18 protein-coding genes are annotated in these 17,095 nt (G+C 34.6%); 9 read left to right on the forward strand and 9 right to left on the reverse strand.

The features are described 5' to 3' along the window. Positions 1-6: 6 nt before the first annotated feature. From AC3HD6_RS05915 to AC3HD6_RS05925, 3 genes are all read right to left on the reverse strand, one after another. The gene (locus AC3HD6_RS05915; RefSeq protein WP_488895512.1) at positions 7-1,734 is read right to left on the reverse strand and encodes an HAD-IIIC family phosphatase; all 1,728 of its coding nucleotides are present in this window, start codon (positions 1,732-1,734) and stop codon (positions 7-9) included. A 167-nt stretch (positions 1,735-1,901) separates the two neighbouring features. Beyond that, the gene (locus tag AC3HD6_RS05920) at positions 1,902-2,930 is read right to left on the reverse strand and encodes an acyltransferase family protein (RefSeq protein ID WP_488895513.1); all 1,029 of its coding nucleotides are present in this window, start codon (positions 2,928-2,930) and stop codon (positions 1,902-1,904) included. Positions 2,931-3,077: 147 nt separating this feature from the next. Then, positions 3,078-3,848: a class I SAM-dependent methyltransferase gene (locus AC3HD6_RS05925; RefSeq protein ID WP_488895514.1), complete on the reverse strand. Its 771-nt coding sequence runs from the start codon at positions 3,846-3,848 to the stop codon at positions 3,078-3,080. A gap of 252 nt (positions 3,849-4,100) precedes the next feature. Here AC3HD6_RS05925 and AC3HD6_RS05930 point away from each other — a divergent pair, with 252 nt between their 5' ends. Together AC3HD6_RS05930 and AC3HD6_RS05935 are read left to right on the forward strand one after the other, a co-directional pair. Then, the gene (locus tag AC3HD6_RS05930) at positions 4,101-4,940 is read left to right on the forward strand and encodes a glycosyltransferase family 2 protein (protein ID WP_488895515.1); all 840 of its coding nucleotides are present in this window, start codon (positions 4,101-4,103) and stop codon (positions 4,938-4,940) included. Then, positions 4,940-6,118, forward strand: coding sequence for a glycosyltransferase (locus AC3HD6_RS05935; RefSeq protein ID WP_488895516.1), 1,179 nt, complete (start codon positions 4,940-4,942; stop codon positions 6,116-6,118). The genes AC3HD6_RS05930 and AC3HD6_RS05935 overlap by 1 nt, the downstream gene beginning before the upstream one ends. A gap of 1 nt (position 6,119) precedes the next feature. Here the strand turns inward: AC3HD6_RS05935 and AC3HD6_RS05940 are convergent, their stop codons facing one another. After that, the gene (locus AC3HD6_RS05940) at positions 6,120-6,356 is read right to left on the reverse strand and encodes a phosphopantetheine-binding protein (protein ID WP_488895517.1); all 237 of its coding nucleotides are present in this window, start codon (positions 6,354-6,356) and stop codon (positions 6,120-6,122) included. A gap of 26 nt (positions 6,357-6,382) precedes the next feature. Further along, entirely contained in the window at positions 6,383-7,357 is a 975-nt protein-coding gene (locus AC3HD6_RS05945; protein WP_488895518.1) for a 3-oxoacyl-ACP synthase III family protein, read from the reverse strand. 41 nt (positions 7,358-7,398) lie between these two features. On the opposite strand from AC3HD6_RS05945, the gene AC3HD6_RS05950 reads away from it, so the two are divergent. From AC3HD6_RS05950 to AC3HD6_RS05960, 3 genes are read left to right on the forward strand one after another with little or no spacing between them, the layout of a single operon-like run. Further along, positions 7,399-7,962 carry an acyltransferase gene (locus tag AC3HD6_RS05950; protein WP_068940507.1) on the forward strand — a complete coding sequence of 188 codons (564 nt, stop codon included), beginning with the start codon at positions 7,399-7,401 and terminating at the stop codon, positions 7,960-7,962. Then, positions 7,963-9,114: a glycosyltransferase gene (locus AC3HD6_RS05955; RefSeq protein ID WP_488895519.1), complete on the forward strand. Its 1,152-nt coding sequence runs from the start codon at positions 7,963-7,965 to the stop codon at positions 9,112-9,114. A gap of 11 nt (positions 9,115-9,125) precedes the next feature. Next, a complete protein-coding gene (locus AC3HD6_RS05960) occupies positions 9,126-9,683 on the forward strand; it encodes a serine O-acetyltransferase (protein WP_488895520.1) in 558 nt (185 codons plus the stop codon). Here AC3HD6_RS05960 and AC3HD6_RS05965 read toward each other — a convergent pair. Continuing rightward, positions 9,680-10,288 carry a DUF2306 domain-containing protein gene (locus AC3HD6_RS05965; protein ID WP_488895521.1) on the reverse strand — a complete coding sequence of 203 codons (609 nt, stop codon included), beginning with the start codon at positions 10,286-10,288 and terminating at the stop codon, positions 9,680-9,682. The genes AC3HD6_RS05960 and AC3HD6_RS05965 overlap by 4 nt on opposite strands. Positions 10,289-10,389: 101 nt before the next feature. After that, positions 10,390-11,496 carry a helix-turn-helix domain-containing protein gene (locus AC3HD6_RS05970; protein WP_488895522.1) on the reverse strand — a complete coding sequence of 369 codons (1,107 nt, stop codon included), beginning with the start codon at positions 11,494-11,496 and terminating at the stop codon, positions 10,390-10,392. A gap of 391 nt (positions 11,497-11,887) precedes the next feature. On the opposite strand from AC3HD6_RS05970, the gene AC3HD6_RS05975 reads away from it, so the two are divergent. From AC3HD6_RS05975 to AC3HD6_RS05990, 4 genes are all read left to right on the forward strand, one after another. Next, positions 11,888-12,556: a carbonic anhydrase gene (locus AC3HD6_RS05975; protein WP_068940518.1), complete on the forward strand. Its 669-nt coding sequence runs from the start codon at positions 11,888-11,890 to the stop codon at positions 12,554-12,556. Positions 12,557-12,577: 21 nt separating this feature from the next. Beyond that, positions 12,578-12,877 (forward strand): hypothetical protein, encoded by a 300-nt coding sequence (locus AC3HD6_RS05980; protein ID WP_068940520.1) that lies wholly within the window; start codon positions 12,578-12,580, stop codon positions 12,875-12,877. Positions 12,878-13,025: 148 nt separating this feature from the next. Further along, a complete protein-coding gene (locus AC3HD6_RS05985; RefSeq protein WP_488895523.1) occupies positions 13,026-14,618 on the forward strand; it encodes a SulP family inorganic anion transporter in 1,593 nt (530 codons plus the stop codon). Positions 14,619-14,672: 54 nt separating this feature from the next. Further along, positions 14,673-15,308, forward strand: a complete 636-nt coding sequence (locus tag AC3HD6_RS05990) for a carbonic anhydrase (protein WP_488895524.1) — start codon at positions 14,673-14,675, stop codon at positions 15,306-15,308. A 140-nt stretch (positions 15,309-15,448) separates the two neighbouring features. Here the strand turns inward: AC3HD6_RS05990 and pth are convergent, their stop codons facing one another. Together pth and AC3HD6_RS06000 are read right to left on the reverse strand one after the other, a co-directional pair. Further along, positions 15,449-16,012, reverse strand: coding sequence for an aminoacyl-tRNA hydrolase (gene pth / locus AC3HD6_RS05995; protein ID WP_488895525.1), 564 nt, complete (start codon positions 16,010-16,012; stop codon positions 15,449-15,451). A gap of 85 nt (positions 16,013-16,097) precedes the next feature. After that, the gene (locus tag AC3HD6_RS06000; RefSeq protein ID WP_488895526.1) at positions 16,098-17,039 is read right to left on the reverse strand and encodes a hypothetical protein; all 942 of its coding nucleotides are present in this window, start codon (positions 17,037-17,039) and stop codon (positions 16,098-16,100) included. Positions 17,040-17,095: the final 56 nt, after the last annotated feature.

Genomic DNA, 17,095 nt, shown 5'->3' on the forward strand with positions numbered 1-17,095 from the left:
ACTGTGTTATAATTTGTTATTAATATATACGTTTCTGTTTTTGTAATCCTCTACGGCTAATATCCATTTTCCATTCTGCCTGGTAAACCCAAGTCTTTCATAGTGGTCTTCAACCATTTGATTTTTAGCAGTAGGAATGTATTCCCCTACTACATATTTATATCCGTTATTTTTGGCAGTATCTACAATGGTATTCAGCGTAAAATCTTCCATTCCTCTTTTCAGGACACGGCAGCTCATCAGCCATGTATCAATAAACAGATTTTCAGGATCTTTTCTCTCCATTACAATAACGCAGATGAGCCCATTATCACCATATTTATCTTCTAAAGTAAAGGAGATGGTAAAGTGATTTTCTGAATGAATTAACCGGTCTACATCCTGTTCGGTATATCTTATTGTTCTCAGGTTAAACTGATTGGAACGCTGTGTAAGCTGAGAAACTCTTGGTTTTGAAAAGTTATTGAAAGACTGAACATCAGATACCATATTCATACTTTTAAGAAAATCGTCCACATTGGTAAAACTTTCTAAAGCAATAGCACGCTGTGCTTCTACCTGATATTGTTTGGTTCTTTCTGTATCATTCTCTGAGAAACTGGCCGTCTCAAAAAGGTTTAAACTATATAAATATTCCAGATATTCAGCAGGATCTTCCGGAAGTTCAGGTACACAGACTTCTTGAAGGTTTTCTCTTACTAAATTCCTTTCAAACGGATTGTCATCAAGAAAAACCATTGAGTCAAATCCTATATTTAAAATCTGTTGGATTTTTCTGATATTATCTGCTTTATTTTCCCAGTTGGCCACAAATACAGCTATATCTTCCAGCTTAAGAACCATATCCGGATGTTTTTCAAAAGGTTCTTTCGCTTTATCTTCATCATTCTTACTACATACAGCCAGAATTACGCCTCTTTTCTGCAATGCTTTTACCCAATATTGGAACTCCGTAAATGCTTTTCCAATTCCCAGGCTTCCGATTTGTATTTTTTCAAGGCCGTCATCACCAATAATTCCGCCCCAGGTAGTATTATCCAGATCCAGGATCAGACATTTCTTAAATTTCCCTTCCAAAGAGGAAATAATACTTACGATATGATGTGCAATAATAGGCAGCGCATCTAAAGAAAGAACCATTTCCGTATTGATATAGATATTGGGCGAAAACATAAAATCCCGACCCCATTTATTTTGAATGGAAAGTAAATCCGCAATAAAAAAATTATCATTCTTAACGGCTAATTCTGCCGAAAGAAGGTAGTTAAGTTTATTTTGCTGAAAAACAAAGGAAGACTCTACTTTGGTTGAAAAGTTTCCAAAAACCTGGTTGTTGATGCCCGGAAAATTACAGTAGATGACCCTACTTTTCGTTCTGCTTTGAATGGTACGATAAAGTTCGTCTATATAACTGATTTTATTTTCTGCAAAAACGGTTTGTGAGCTATAGGATTTATAGTACTGCCCCAACAGTTTGTGAGAAGATTCAAAAATAATAGTATAATCTGCATTAAACTCGTAATATTCTGAGGAAGGATCCAGAATCTGGCGGGATATCTGTCCGAAATCGGCTTCAAAGATTTCAAGATCAATTCCTTCAGCAATAGCAGTTCCTTTTAGAGCAATATTTAAAAACTGAGTTGCTGTATCTCCCAGCAAAGCAACTTTTACATTCTTTACCCCTTTAGAATCTTTACGAAGTTCTTTTTTAAGCTCCGAAAATGTTTTATACATATTGTCCTTTTATTAAAAAATCAATGTATATCGCTCCGGTGCTGACAGCACTTTTTGATTATTTTCTTTGCAGATGAATTGAAATATCAGACTTTCATCTGAAACGTAAGTATAGAGAACTTTTCTCATTTCCATAATTGTGTTGCTTTTTACAAAAATAGAGATTTTTATCTGATCTTCACCCTTTTCAGATAATCTCTTAGTGGCTTTTCAATAAATTGATAAAACAAAATACAAATTATGATAAGAAAGACCATGTAAATCCCAAATACAATATCAATCGAAAAATTATAATTCCCCCACTTTAAAAGCTCTCTCAAGATATAGAGAACAGGGATATGTGTAATATAGACAGCATAGCTTGCTTCGCCCAGATACTCTAAAGGTTTTAATGAAAATATCTTTGTTAATGCCCCATTATTTCTGGATATTAAAATAATAAGAGGAATAAAGAGCACTGCCATTAGCCCATTATGATAGAATAGCGGAAGAAAAATCAAAGACAATAATACAAGTCCGAAAATAATAACTATTGGTATATCATAATTCTTCCGACCAGAGTTTTTCACAAAATATAGCCCGGCAAGATTTCCTACCAAAAATTCATTGACATGCATCAACGGAAAATAGTACAGTAATTCATGACTTTCAGTATGAGGACCTTTATAATAGGAAGAATCTGAATACAGACTACAAAAGACCTGGGTAATTATCCAAATAATAACCGTTACCACCCATATACTCTTATTTCCTCTGGAGTAAAAATAATTATACAGCAAAGGAAAGAGCAGGTAAAAAAGAAACTCTACAGAAATAGACCAGCCGGGAAAATTCAGAATCATCGCCTCACCGGGAATCCAGCTCTGTAATCCGAACAAATACAAGAATCCTTTATAAATACTGAAGTTAGAATATCTGGTTATCAAATACAAAAGAAGCCCTAATACGTACAAGGGATAAATCCTCGCAAATCGGTTTCGATAATAATCTAAATATTCGATCTTCTCTTTTTTGTGGTATGCCACAATCATAATAAAACCTGAAAGTATGAAGAAGTAACTCACTCCCACATTGGCTTTCAGGAATATATTTGAAATATAATCGATTTTATATAAAAACAGATCTTTATTGAAATGGGAAATGACAATAGCCATAGCCGCAAGAAATCTGGTAAATGTAATCTGACTTATCTTCATAAAAAGCGTATAAACAGCTGTATCATAAATTTATAATCTCATTTTTCATCCAGAAATCGTTACGCATAGAATCTGGCATATTTCTTATCAAATAAATTAGCAAAAGAGTCTACCAATATCTCTTAATAAAAACAGCCTCTTCTAAAATTATTTAATAAATACACCAATATATTTCCCTTCGTATTCTACTACTGTAGTCTCTATATTATTTTTTTCACAGAAATCCTGATAAGAAGAATTATCACCAATATCATCACTGATGAAAACACCCCCTTTTTTCAAATGATTATAAAGTTCTTCATACGCCCACATTCTTCCGTTATAGCTCTTATCAGAATCATAATGAAGAACATCAAATGTAGAGTTCTCAGCAAAGATCTTTGGTAATGATTCTCTGTCTGCAAAGCGAAATAGCTTCCAAATTCCCTTAAGAGGTTCAGGAACTACGTATCCTACATATTGATCCCCGTCCTGAGCCAGATAAGGCATATCTGAACTGTAAAGCGTACCTTTTCTTTTTACTAACGATAAAAGGGATGCTAATGAAGACCAACCATAGGCAACTCCTGTTTCTACAACATATTGAGCATTAGCAAATTCACATGCATAGTAGATCAGTTCCAAAGCACCGGGACCACCCATTTTTACAGGACATTCCTTTTCTCTCTGAGCAGCATTAGCTAAAATTTCCTGATAATCTTTACGAAAGGCATCTATTTCAAGTCCAAAAAGCTGTGATACTGCTTCTTTCTGTGATACTGCTCTTTCAGCAGCCCAAGAGTTCGTCTTTTCTTTGCCTTTAAATGCGTTACCTCTGTTGACTGTATTTTTAATAATTTTCCGGCCTAATTCCGGATAAAGATCAGGCCTTTTCAGATACCCGATAAATGTTTTGAGAACCCTTGTTATTTCCCCCATTGTGTTGTTTTTAATTGAGCAAAAATAAAGTTTTTTTTCCATTTATATAAAAACAAATTATATTTGTATAACCAAGTGAAAATGCATTCCCTTAATCCCTATTATGAAAAATGCCAGTTTACCATCAGGATTTCATTTTTCAATGAACAGTTTTCTTTCAGTCTATTTTCTGAGTTCTTCGTCAGCAAAAACTGATAAAAATGAGGAATCATTTTGCCAAAAATTAATTGTCAACACTTTCTATAAATCTATATGAAGTTTTCCATACTTATTGCTCATTACAATAATGCCAGATTGTTCAGAGATTGTTATCATTCTCTACTGAAGCAGACCTACTCCAATTGGGAAGCTATTATTGTAGATGATGCTTCTTCAGAAGAGGAAAAAGAACAGGTAAAAGGCATCATTGCAGGAGATGAAAGATTTAAGTTTTTTGAAAATGAAAAGAACAGCGGTGTAGGGGTTACAAAAAGCAGACTTATAGAGCTTGCTTCCGGAGAAATTTGTGGTTTTGTAGATCCTGATGATGCCATACTTCCTACTGCAGTTGAAAAGGCCATTCAGATTTTTAAAGACAAAAAGAAAGTAGTACTCACTTATTCCCGCTTTATGGGATGTGATAAGGATCTAAAACCTATTGCTCCCTTTAAATCTGCAATGCAGGTAAGAAATGGTGACCCTTATTTCTTCAATTATCCCAACCAGATCAATCATTTTGTAACGTTTAGAAAGGATGTTTATGAACAGACAGACAAAATGAATCCGAAATTAAGAATAGCTGAAGACCAGGATCTGTATTTAAAGATGTATGAAAAAGGTGATGTTTATTTCATAGATGACACCAATTATCTTTACAGAGCCCATGCAGGCGGTATTTCTCAGAATAACAATAAGGGAAAATCTTATGATTACTTCGCACAAGTTGTCTTAACAACTATGAAAAGAAGAAATCTTACAAGCATCAATGGGAAAAAGATCCCGGAAAAATATACCAATCATCAGGAGATCTTTGCTCTTTTGGAATATCAGCATGGAATTTGGTACAGGATAAAAAAAAACATAGCCATTACTTTACAAAAACTTTTTAGATAATGTCAGAAAATAAGAAAATACAGGTTCTTTTCAGACACCGCTCCATGGAAATGGGAGGGGTGGAAAAAGTAGTATTGAGTATGCTCAATAATCTGAATCCTGATAAATTTGAATTAACTATATGTCTAAACATGAACCAGGGAGAACTCCGAAACGAAATCCCTAGCCATGTAAAAAAAGTTTATCTTACTGAAGGGAAAGAGAGCTTCTCCAAAAATCCATTCATCCATAAACTTCAGCTTGTCCGCAGAAGACTGAAGCTCATGCAAATATTAAGAAATAAAAAAATTGAAGACCGTATTCTAGGGAATAAAAAGTTTGATATAGAAATCTCTCCTTCTTATGCTACATTCTCATCTGTCAACAATTCAAGTAATAAGCATTCAAAAAAAGTAGGCTGGTTTCATTCTGAGATCAATTTACCCGCTTTACAGCCTGCTGTTCCGAACATCATTGAAAACTTCCAAAAGTTTGATCATATGATTTACTGTTCACAAAGGATCAAAGAAATGATGCATCTTTATTATCCGGACTTAAAATATCCTTCAGAAAGTGTGGTCATCAATGCGATTCCTATTGAAGAAATTAAAAGAAAGGCAGAAGAAAAGCTTGAAGATTTTCCTCAGGGGCCTGTATTTGTTTCTGTAGGAAGACTTCATCACAGAAAAGGGTTTCATAAGCTTATTGACGCTCATAAAAGATTGATAGACGAAGGTTTTCACCACAGTATCTTAATCCTTGGAAATGGAGAAGAAATGGAAAACCTAAAGGCACAGATAAGTGCCAATAATGTGCAGGATACATTTATTTTATGTGGCAATAAAATGAATCCTTATCCTTATATTAAAAATGCAGATTACTTTATTCTTCCTTCCGAATCAGAAGCCTGGCCGCTTGTTATTGCCGAAGCACTGATTCTTCAAAAACCAATTATTGCAACGGAAACCGGTGATGTAGGAATTATGATTAAAGATCGCGAAACAGGGTATTTGATCAATTATGAAACCAACGAAATGTATGAAGCCATGAAAAAATTTCTTTCTGATCCGGAATTGATTTCCAGAATCAGAAAGAACCTTCTTACCATTGAAGAACAATTTGACAATCAAAAAATCTTCAATGCCGTTGAGCAGATCCTCGAGAACCTTTATCAACAAAAACAAAATGAAGGAAGATGATTTAATCCTCTTCAAAGTTTTCCAATCCAATAATATTCATCAGATCAGATACTGTTTCCATATCTTTGAACTCATTGACGTCAAGCTTCTGATTAAAGTTTTCATCTACAAGAGCCATGACGGAAAGTAAACTAATAGAATCATAATTTTCCAAATCATTCAATTTGGTTTCTATGCTCAATGCTTGGTTTTCATCTAGCTCCTCTTGCAATTTTTTTAAGAAGACGGAAGTTTTCATATATTTTAAATTTTGTGATTTAAGAATTAAAAATCCATTATGGTAGCACCCCAGGAATACCCTACTCCAAAGCCTGCCAGCAAAATCTTATTCCCTCTTTTTAACAGACCTTTATCCATCATATTTTTCAATGCTATCGGAATAGTTGCAGAGACGGTATTTCCGGTTTTCTCCATATCAATATAGAATTTTTCAGTGGGAATCTTCGTTTTTCGTCTCAAATAATTCAACATAAAAGAATTAGCCTGATGGAAAACGAAATAATCAATATCATCCATCGTAAGCCCATTGACATCCAAAGTTTCCTGGATCAATCCTGGAATTTTTTCTATAGTAAAATTAAAAATTTCCGGCCCGTTCATATAAAGATTCTCGGGATCAAACTCATGATTGGGATTGGCTATAAAATCTGTCCTGAAGCCTCCTTTTTTCACCATAAGATTCTCTGCTCCACTTCCATCAGTTCCCAGACAGAATTGGTAATCCCCTACCTCTGTATCTTTCTCAACAATGACTGAAGCCGAAGCATCTCCAAACAGACAGCGGTTTCCTTTATCTTTCGGGTGAATATGTTTGGTATAGGTTTCTGAAGTGATTAACAAAATATGGTGGGCAATTCCAGCAGCAATTAATCCTTTTGCAAAAGCCAATCCATAAACAAATCCTGAACATCCTAAATTGAAGTCTACAGCCCCAATATTTTTTCTCAGCCCAAGTTTATCCTGTAAAATACAGGCCGTAGTGGGAAGGAAATAATCCGGGCTTTGAGTGCAGAAAAGAATAAAGTCTATTCTATTCCTGTCATACTCCTTAAAAACCTTTTCCGATGATTGAATAGCCAGATCCAAAACCGTCTCATTTTCTGAAGAAATATGACGCTGCACAATCCCTACTTTCTCCCGGATTCTTTCAGAGCTCCACTCAGGAAACTCCTTTTCCAAATCCATATTAGTAAGAACCAATTCAGGTAAATAATATTCTATTTTAGAAATTCTTATCATATAAATTCTTTTCTTTGTATGAGAAAAACAAATTTAGAATAATGATATTTATATATCGTATCATATTAAAAATTCATACCACTTATCAATACCTTATCAAGAGAATTTATCTCAAAATTTGTATTGCTAAAGGATTAAAGGTAGGAAAAAATGTTCGTTTTGTAGAAGTTCCCGAATTAGGCACAGAACCTTTTTTAATTGAAATAGGCGACGAAACGACCCTTTCTAATAATGTTAGATTTATTAATCATGATGGTGGCTATAATGCTTTACACTTTTTTGAAAAATACAAAGATGTAAGAGCTTTTGGACGAATAAAAATTGGCAAACAATGCTTTATTGGTGCAGACACTATCATCATGTTAGGCTCAGAAATAGGTGACAATTGTGTATTGGGAGCAGGTTCTATTTTAACTTCCTCTATGCCGAATGGAACAGTTTATGCCGGGATTCCTGCAAAATTTATTTGTACTATTGAAGAATATGGTGACAAAGCATTAAAAAATAATGTCATGTACCCAAGAGAACTTGAATTAGACAGACCTAAACTAGAAGCTTACGTAAAAGAAAACCTCCCTCATACTTATAAACCTATAAAAAAATAAATGCCTGAAAAAAAGAAAATACTTATTAGAATCGGTTCCCTTCGCCATGGCGGCGCAGAAAAAGTTCTGGTCAACTTTCTTAAAAACCTTCCCAAAGACAAATATGAAGTTGATCTCCTGATTAACCTGTACACAGGAATGTACATCAAAGAAGTTCCGTCATGGGTAAAATTACATTATTTATTAAAAGGAGAAATGATTACCACCAACAGGCCTCATGAAATTCCGGTAAAAGCTTTCAGGGTTCTTTATCAGAAAATGTTCCTGTTATTCCCTTCTCTGCTTTATAAATTCATATTAAAGAATAAAAAATATGATATAGAAATAGCGGCGATCCATGGGATGTATCAAGAGATACTATCCAGCCCACAAAAGGATTCCAAAAAGATTGTCTGGATCCAGAATGATATCTTTAATCTAAAGGAATATACTCCTGATGTGATCAGCCAGTTTTTCAAATTTGACAGAATCCTGGTCATTTCCAATAAACTGAAAGAGGAAATGCAAAAGATGGCCCAGAATGACAAAGAAAAACAGGCAGTCGTTAAGATCTTCAATCCTATTGACTCTCAGGATACTTTGCAGAAGGCTGAAGTTGAAATCAATGATTATCCTTTTTCCAAAGACCTTCCAACTTTTGTAACAATAGGTACAGTATATCCTCAAAAAGGCTATGATAGACTTTTGGATGTTCATAAAAAATTAATGGATGAAGGCTTGAAACATCAGATCATCATTATTGGAGATGGATTTGATTTTGAAAATATACAGGCGAAGCTTAATCAATTGGGACTTCAGGAGACGGTAAAGATGCTTGGCTTCAGAAGCAATCCATATCCCTATCTTAAACAATCGGATTTCTATGTCATGTCATCCCGTCATGAAGGATTCCCTACCATTATTGCAGAAGCTCTTATTCTGAATAAACCTGTAGTTTCTACTGATGTTTCAGGAATAAAAGACCTTCTTCAGGATGGAAAACTAGGTCTGATTACTCCCAATTCAGAGGATGGAATTTATAAAGGGATGAAACAATTCTTAATAAACAGTGAACTTTCCGGACATTATGAGAAGGAAATAAGTCAGACAGATCTTCCGTTTGTGCTTGAAAAATCAGTAGCACATCTTCAGGAAATCATTGATCATGTATAAAATATTTTGTTATGCCAGAGTACACAGCCATACAGAAAGATTTTTACAGGGAGAGCGGACAATGGCTTTCTACTTTTGGAATTTGGAAAAAGTGCATTAATCCTAATCTTCACTATCTCTACATTCTAAGAAAAGCTCAGAAATACCATAAAAAATCTATCTCTGGTCTATTTTGGAAATTTGTTTTAAGACATTATCAGATAAAATACGGTTTCCAGATTTATCCGGAAACACAAATAGGTGCCGGTTTATATCTTGGGCACTGGGGAACATTGGTTATCAACCCTAAAGCTAAAATCGGTAAAAACTGCAATATAGCTCAGGGTGTAACTATCGGACAGCAAAACAGAGGTAAAAACGAAGGCTATCCTGTGATTGGTGATGAAGTGTGGATTGGCCCCAATGCCGTTATTGTTGGCAATGTGAACATAGGAAATAATGTATTGATTGCACCCAATGCATACGTAAATTTTGATGTTCCGGGAAACTCCATGGTTATGGGAAATCCCGGCAAGATCTATCCTTCAGAAAATGCCACCGGGGGATATATCAATAACAAAATATCTTAATTAGCTTCAAAATTCTTTTTATTAATAAAATAGGCTGCCATTAAATTGGGAAGCCAGCATAACCACGCTACAGCAAGATAGGAATTTTCAGGATCCTTGGTTACACTGTTTAATAAGGGAAGCCAAAGCCTTAATGTTACGGCTGCAAAGGTACATGCATAGCTATAAATCATAAGTCGTTGATGCATCAGCACACTGCCTTTTCTGATGTATACAACTCCTGCCAATGTAGTCATGAGCCATACAACTCCCAGGCAGATAAATCCGACAGAGGAGATTATCCCGCCATTCGCAAACAGTCCCATATAAATTGCAGATAAAGAGCTTATTATTACAGAAATAACATACAACTTCCCAATGATTCTGTGAAGTTGCAGATGCTTATTACGAAAATTACCACCAAACTGACGCCAGCCAATAAAAAGAGAAATTCCACCAAAAATAATATGGGCAAAAAACGCAGATTTCCAGAATTGGTTTTGAAGGACTTCTAAAGATTTAGATCCCAGAAAAGTATTTTTATGTTCAACAAAAGCATAAGTTAAAGGATACATACCAATAATTAATGCAAAGAAACAAATGATGATAAATAAGAATTTCTTCATGGATGCTGGTTCTATTTTTTAGCAAAAATGAACAGAAAAAATGATCCCACTGTTCCAAAATGAAAGATGAAACCAATATTATATCCCTTATTATCTGACATTTACTCTTTCATTGTCAGATTTTGGCTTTTCAGGAATTCTCTGGGAGAACAGTTCATATATTTTTTAAAATTCCTGTTAAAAGATGTCTTTGAATTGAACCCGCTTTCAAATGCTAATGATAGAATTGTATATTTTTGATTTTCAGGAAGACTTGCTATTCTTTTAAATTCTTCAATCCGCTGCCGGTTGATATAATCATAAAAATTTTTATTCTCAACAGAATTAATGGTCTGGGATAATACATTGGGATGAACATCCAGCAATTGTGCAACATGATTCAGACTCAGCTCCGGGTCTTTATACAGTTTTTCGTTCGTCATTCGATCTATCAGCTTATTATAAACACCTTGTATTACTTTATCTCCAGGAGAATTTTTCTGGTATTTTACAAATTCAGTTTCTTTTTCAGCGGCAACAGTATCAGGTAAATCTAAAATACCAACACGACTGATCCCGAAATAAGCAGCAACCAAAATAAAGACAACAACCATTGAAAAAATAAGAATATCATTTCTTAAAATCACAGCCATCCATATGAATGCAATTCCCGTAATCAAATAGTAGGACCAATTCAGATTAATTTTTTCAGTATTGGAATATCGCTCAGAAATTTTCCGTTTGTATTTTTTGATGGCAAAAAGACTCAGGCTTACATACAATACTCCCGAAAAATTCATTAAAAATTTAAGCACATCACTCAATACTTCATATCCCTTCCCTCTATTCTGGTAAACCGTCATTCTATCCTGAGGAGACAGCATTAAGAATCGAAACAAAATCATATAGATGATCAGAACAGGAATCCAATTTAGCAGCCATGTCTTTTTACTCGGGATTCTGCCTGTCACATATAAAATATACAAATACAGCATGGGACCATGCACAAAAGGAAAAATCAGTTCATATCCAATAAGATAAGGATACTTTAAATATCCTTCTGAGCGGAATAATACGAAAAAAACAAGATGAACTCCAATCATCAAAAACCAGGCTGCTAAAAGAAAATCCTGTGCTTCCTTTTTCTGCTTTCCCAATATCAGAAAAGATGAAAAACAGGCAATAAAAATTCCGCTCCAATACAATATTCCCAGATCAAAATCAGCCATTGACAGTATAGGGTTAAAATCAGAGCATCAATTTATTCATTTTTCTACAGTAAATACTATTTATTTTTAACCAGTTTACCCAATTTCTGTGGAGAATGTAAAAATTTAAAAATATTTTAATCTTCATGTTTTATTTTATGGTTTATACTTTGTAATTTTAGCTTAGTTTTTAAACGTTTGGATTATTGAGGAACTCTTATTCGCTCTAAAGCAAAGTATATCGCAATATTAGATATGATTTTAAGCATATTTTAATATTAAACTTTGTTAAAAGTGGATAGTTTTTCTGCAAAAAGTATATTTTTGCATAATTATTGATTCGGTCTATTGATTTCGAAAATAATTTAAACGAAATAAATAATTATAAACCTTTTTTAAAAAATTTAAAATTATGTCACAATCGTACGAAGTTATTTTTGAGAACAATAAGAAATGGGTAGAATCTAAAGTTTCAGCAGATCCAAATTTCTTCCATGATCTGGCAAAAACTCAACACCCTGACTATCTTTATATAGGATGTTCAGACAGTAGAGCTACCGCGGAAGAACTGATGGGTGCAAAACCGGGAGAGGTTTTTGTTCACAGAAACATTGCCAATGTTGTGAATACTTTAGATATGAGTTCCACAGCGGTTATTCAATATGCTGTAGAGCATCTTAAAGTAAAACACATTATCGTATGTGGACATTACAATTGCGGTGGTGTAAAAGCAGCGATGACTCCTCAGGATTTAGGATTATTAAATCCTTGGCTGAGAAACATTCGTGATGTTTACAGATTGCACCAGGCAGAACTTGATTCTATCGAAGATGAAAATAAGCGTTATGACAGATTGGTTGAGCTTAATGTTCAAGAGCAGTGCATTAACGTAATTAAAATGGCCTGTGTACAAGAAAGATATATTTTAGAAGAACAACCTATTGTACACGGCTGGGTATTTGACCTTAGAACAGGTAAAATTATTGATCTTGAAATTGATTTTGAGAAAATCTTAAAAGACATCCAAAAGATCTACAACCTTACCAGTTCCGATTGGGTAATGAGCAGAAAGACTAAATAGTTTTTCTAAAAAGAATGTGAAATGAAATTCTGGAGTATTATTGTATTAACGTTTTTTCTGAATTTTACAGCGCTGCCAAGCATTGCTGCGGTGGCAGGCTGGGACATTCTGAGAACAAATATAATAGTGAATGAAGAAGAACCGCATTCTCACCCATCCTCTTTTATTGTTTACGAAAAGACAATTCCAAAACCTTTAGATGTTTTCGACTATCTGAAGTTTTCTGAGCCTGCACCTCAGTCTATGTCTTTTGTACTGATAGATGATTCCTTTCATCTATCTCCTTTACTTAGTATATTTTCTCCGCCTCCGGAAGCTTAATTTTAAAGTAGTAGTTAGATTTTTTTATAGTTATTCATGTCTTTAAGACACTGAATAAGCTGTTTATGCTTTAAAATTAATTTTCCAATCTTTTATAATTGATTATTTAATTAATAAATCAATCGGTTATAATATTTTCAAAAATATCATGAAAAAAACATCATTATTAGGAGGAATCAAGGAGAATTTCCCTTCCGGACTCGTTGTATTCTTAGTAGCACTGCCTTTGTGCTTAGGAATCGCTTTAGCATCTGGAGCACCGCCATTGTCTGGAGTTATTGCCGGAATCGTAGGTGGTCTTGTGGTAGGATTTCTTAGTAATTCAAATATATCGGTTTCAGGACCTGCTGCAGGTCTTACAGCTATTGTATTAACAGCAATTACCGATCTTGGAGCATTTGAACTGTTCTTATGTGCCGGGATTATTGCTGGTCTGATTCAATTGGTTTTAGGCTTTGTAAGAGCGGGTAGTATTTCTAATTATTTTCCCAATAACGTTATCGAGGGGATGCTTGCAGCCATCGGGATCATTATTATTTTAAAACAAATTCCTCATGCACTGGGATTTGATAAGGATTATGAAGGAAATCAGTCACTATTCAGCAATGGTCTGAACTTTAATTATTTTACGGAACTTTTTGGAGCGATTCACCTTGGTGCTATTATTGTGACAGCAGTATCTGTAGGGATACTTATTGCATGGGATAAATTTCCAGCTCTTAAAAGAATGAAAATGCTTCCCGGAGCATTAGTTGCTGTAGTTGCCGGAATCTTGTTAAATGAACTGTTCAAATTATCAGGAAGCACATTGGCCATTGGTACAGAACATTTAGTATCATTACCTGTTCCAAAATCCCTGGATGACTTTAAGAATTTGATTACAATGCCTGATTTCGGAGGTTTTATGAATCCTAAAGTGTGGATCGTAGGAGCAACTATTGCCATTGTAGCTTCTATTGAGACCCTGCTTTGTATTGAAGCTTCAGACAGATTAGACAAGCAAAGAAGAATTACAGACACTAATCTTGAGCTTAAAGCACAGGGAATAGGAAACCTGATCAGTTCATTTATTGGTGGACTTCCTATGACTTCTGTTGTGGTAAGAAGTTCTGCCAATGCTAACGCTGGTGCTACTTCTAAAACATCTGCGATGATCCATGGTGTACTTTTATTGGTATGCGTACTTACCATTCCTTTTATACTGAACCTGATTCCATTGGCAACTTTAGCAGCTGTCTTGATTCTGGTAGGATATAAACTGGCTAAGCCTGCTACCTTTAAACATTTCTGGCATCTTGGAAAGTTCCAGTTTGTACCTTTCGTGGCAACGGTAGTAGCTGTTGTAGCAACGGACCTTCTAAAAGGGGTTGGAATTGGTCTTGCGATCTCTGTATTCTATATCCTTCAGGGAAATATGAAAAGAGCTTATTACCTGAGCAGAGAAAAACTGGATGATGCAGATGGAATCAAGATCAAACTGGCTGAAGAAGTATCTTTCTTAAATAAAGCAGCCATCAAAAAAACATTAAAAAACATTAAATCTAACTCTACTGTAATCATTGATGCAAGAGAAACTTCATACATTGCGACAGATGTACTGGAAATGATCCAGGATTTTGCCAATATTCGTGCAAAAGAAGAAGATATCAACGTAGAACTTCTTGGCTTTAAAACTTCATATAAAGATTATGAAAGAAGCGAGGATTCTCACATTCTGATTACCCACAAAAGAGCAATGTAAGCTCAAAACCAATTTTATTCTAAACTTAACAATTCAACAAACAACTAAAATTATATGAAAGCACATACATACGAAACTCAGTCTACCATTACTCCTGAAAAAGCACTAGAATTTTTAAAGGAAGGAAACCAAAGGTTCGTTAATAATCTTAAAGCCAACAGAGACCTTCTGGAGCAGGTAAATGCAACCCGTGAAGGACAATGGCCTTTTGCAGTGGTTCTTAGCTGTATCGATAGCCGTACTTCTGCAGAATTGATTTTCGACCAGGGATTGGGAGACGTTTTCAGTATCAGAATTGCTGGTAATTTTGTAAATCAGGACATTCTTGGATCTATGGAATTTGGCTGTAATGTAGCTGGCTCTAAACTAATCGTAGTTTTAGGACACACTAAATGCGGAGCTCTGAAAGGAGGTCTTGATGCAGCACAAATTGAAGGTATGGGAATGGACAACCTGAACCATCTTATCAATCATTTCGACCCAATTATCAATGAAATAATTGAAGAAAATGAAGAACGTTCATCAAAAAACAGTTCTCTTTTAGAAAGACTTAATCACCAGAATGTAAAAAGTGCCATTGAAGACATCCGTAAACAAAGCTCAACACTTAAAAGACTTGAAGAAGAAGGTAAAATTAAGATTGTTGGAGCCAACTATGATGTTGAAACGGGTGCTGTAAACTGGTTATAAAATAATCAAGAGTATTATTTAGCTACTTACTTAAAAGTATATAATGCAGCTCAGATAAATTGATTGGAAATTAATTTTTAAGCATAGCAAAAGGCCATCGGAAATCCGATGGCCTTTTATTTTATAAAAACGGAAATAATCTACTTCCCGTTAAATCCTGACATTGTATTGCTGATACCTGCAAATACAAAGGAAAGGCTGGCTTTTGAAAAAGTATCTATTCTTTCAGCAAGTTTTTCAGCTTCTTCTTCATTCCAGGTTCCTAATACATAATCCACCTGTCGCCCTGCTGAAAAATCTGCTGAAATTCCAAAACGAAGTCTTGCGTAGTTCTGAGTCTGTAATACTTCATTGATATTCTTCAATCCGTTGTGGCCTGCATCAGATCCCTTACCTTTCATTCTTAATGTTCCGAAAGGCAGTGCCAGATCATCTGTTATAATCAATACATTTTCCAAGGGAATATTTTCTTTCTGCATCCAGTATCGTACGGCATTACCGGATAGATTCATATAAGTATCGGGTTTAAGAACAAAGACTTTTCTGCCTTTATACTTTCCTTCCGCCATCCAGCCAAAATTAGCAGTATTAAATGATACTTCGAGTTTTTCAGCTATTTTTTCAGCAACTTTAAAGCCTATATTGTGTCGTGTATTTTCATATTCTGAGCCTTTGTTTCCCAGCCCAACAATTAAATATTTCATCAGAAATTTTTTGCAAAATTAAGGGATAAAAAATAAAAAACTCAATCTTAGGAAGATTGAGTTTAAATATTGTTGAAAAATTATTCTATTGTGGTTTATAGATATAGTTGATATCATAACCTTTTGTCATGTAAGTCTGTAAATCATATACATAGTTTGTACTCATAACAATAGGTACTGGAATATTTACAGTAAGATCTGTTACAGACCATCTCTTTGGATTATTTGGAGATAGAATCATACTCTCTTTAATGCTATATTTAGTAGATAATAATCTTGAGATTTTATATACTTGCGGCAATAAAGTGAATGGGCTGATCTGTTGGTCGTAAGCGTAGTATTCAAAGCTATATTTTTCAGTAGGGGCACCCAATACGTTTGGATTATTTGATGTTACTGGTCCAGAAATGTTAAGTACCTTAGACACATTATCTCCTACATAAGAAAAGTCTGATTTTGAATATTCAGTATACTTAATTGGACCGCCTACTACTTCTTCTCCTTTTACTGTAGTCATAGACTCAAGTTTTGAAGTAGCTGTATTATAAGTAAAAGTATGAATGTATTTTTCTGAAGCGAATAAGGTTTGAGGTCCTGGTTTAGTGGAAGGTGGCACCGGTGGTGGTCTTCTGAAAACAGAACGGGTTTCAGAAATGGATTGCAGCTGGCTGTTATTTCCATAATTAAACTGTCTATCATAAGATACACTGTCTTTATCAAGTTTCCCGTTTCCATTAAGATCAAGAAAGCCTCTGAAAGTGATCTGGCTGATTCTTTCACCACTGTACATAATATCTGTAATGGAAGCACTGTCTGTAATCACTCTATTCATAAGCAATCCGCTGTAATGATATTCTGCCAGCGTATCTTTAGCCGTCACTTCTCTATATAAAGCTCTTGGGCCGCTCAGTCCTCCTGTATTATTCAGATCCAAAAGAGGATTCCCGTCTTCATCTAATAAGTCTTTGCAGGAATGTATTGAAGAAAAGCCTGCAATTAATAAGATAAAATAGAAAATTTGTTTCATTTCCTGGTAATTGATTATTTTTTCACAAATATAATTTTTTTTTGCATAAAAATTAT

The organism is Chryseobacterium sp. II3a (genome assembly GCF_057815135.1).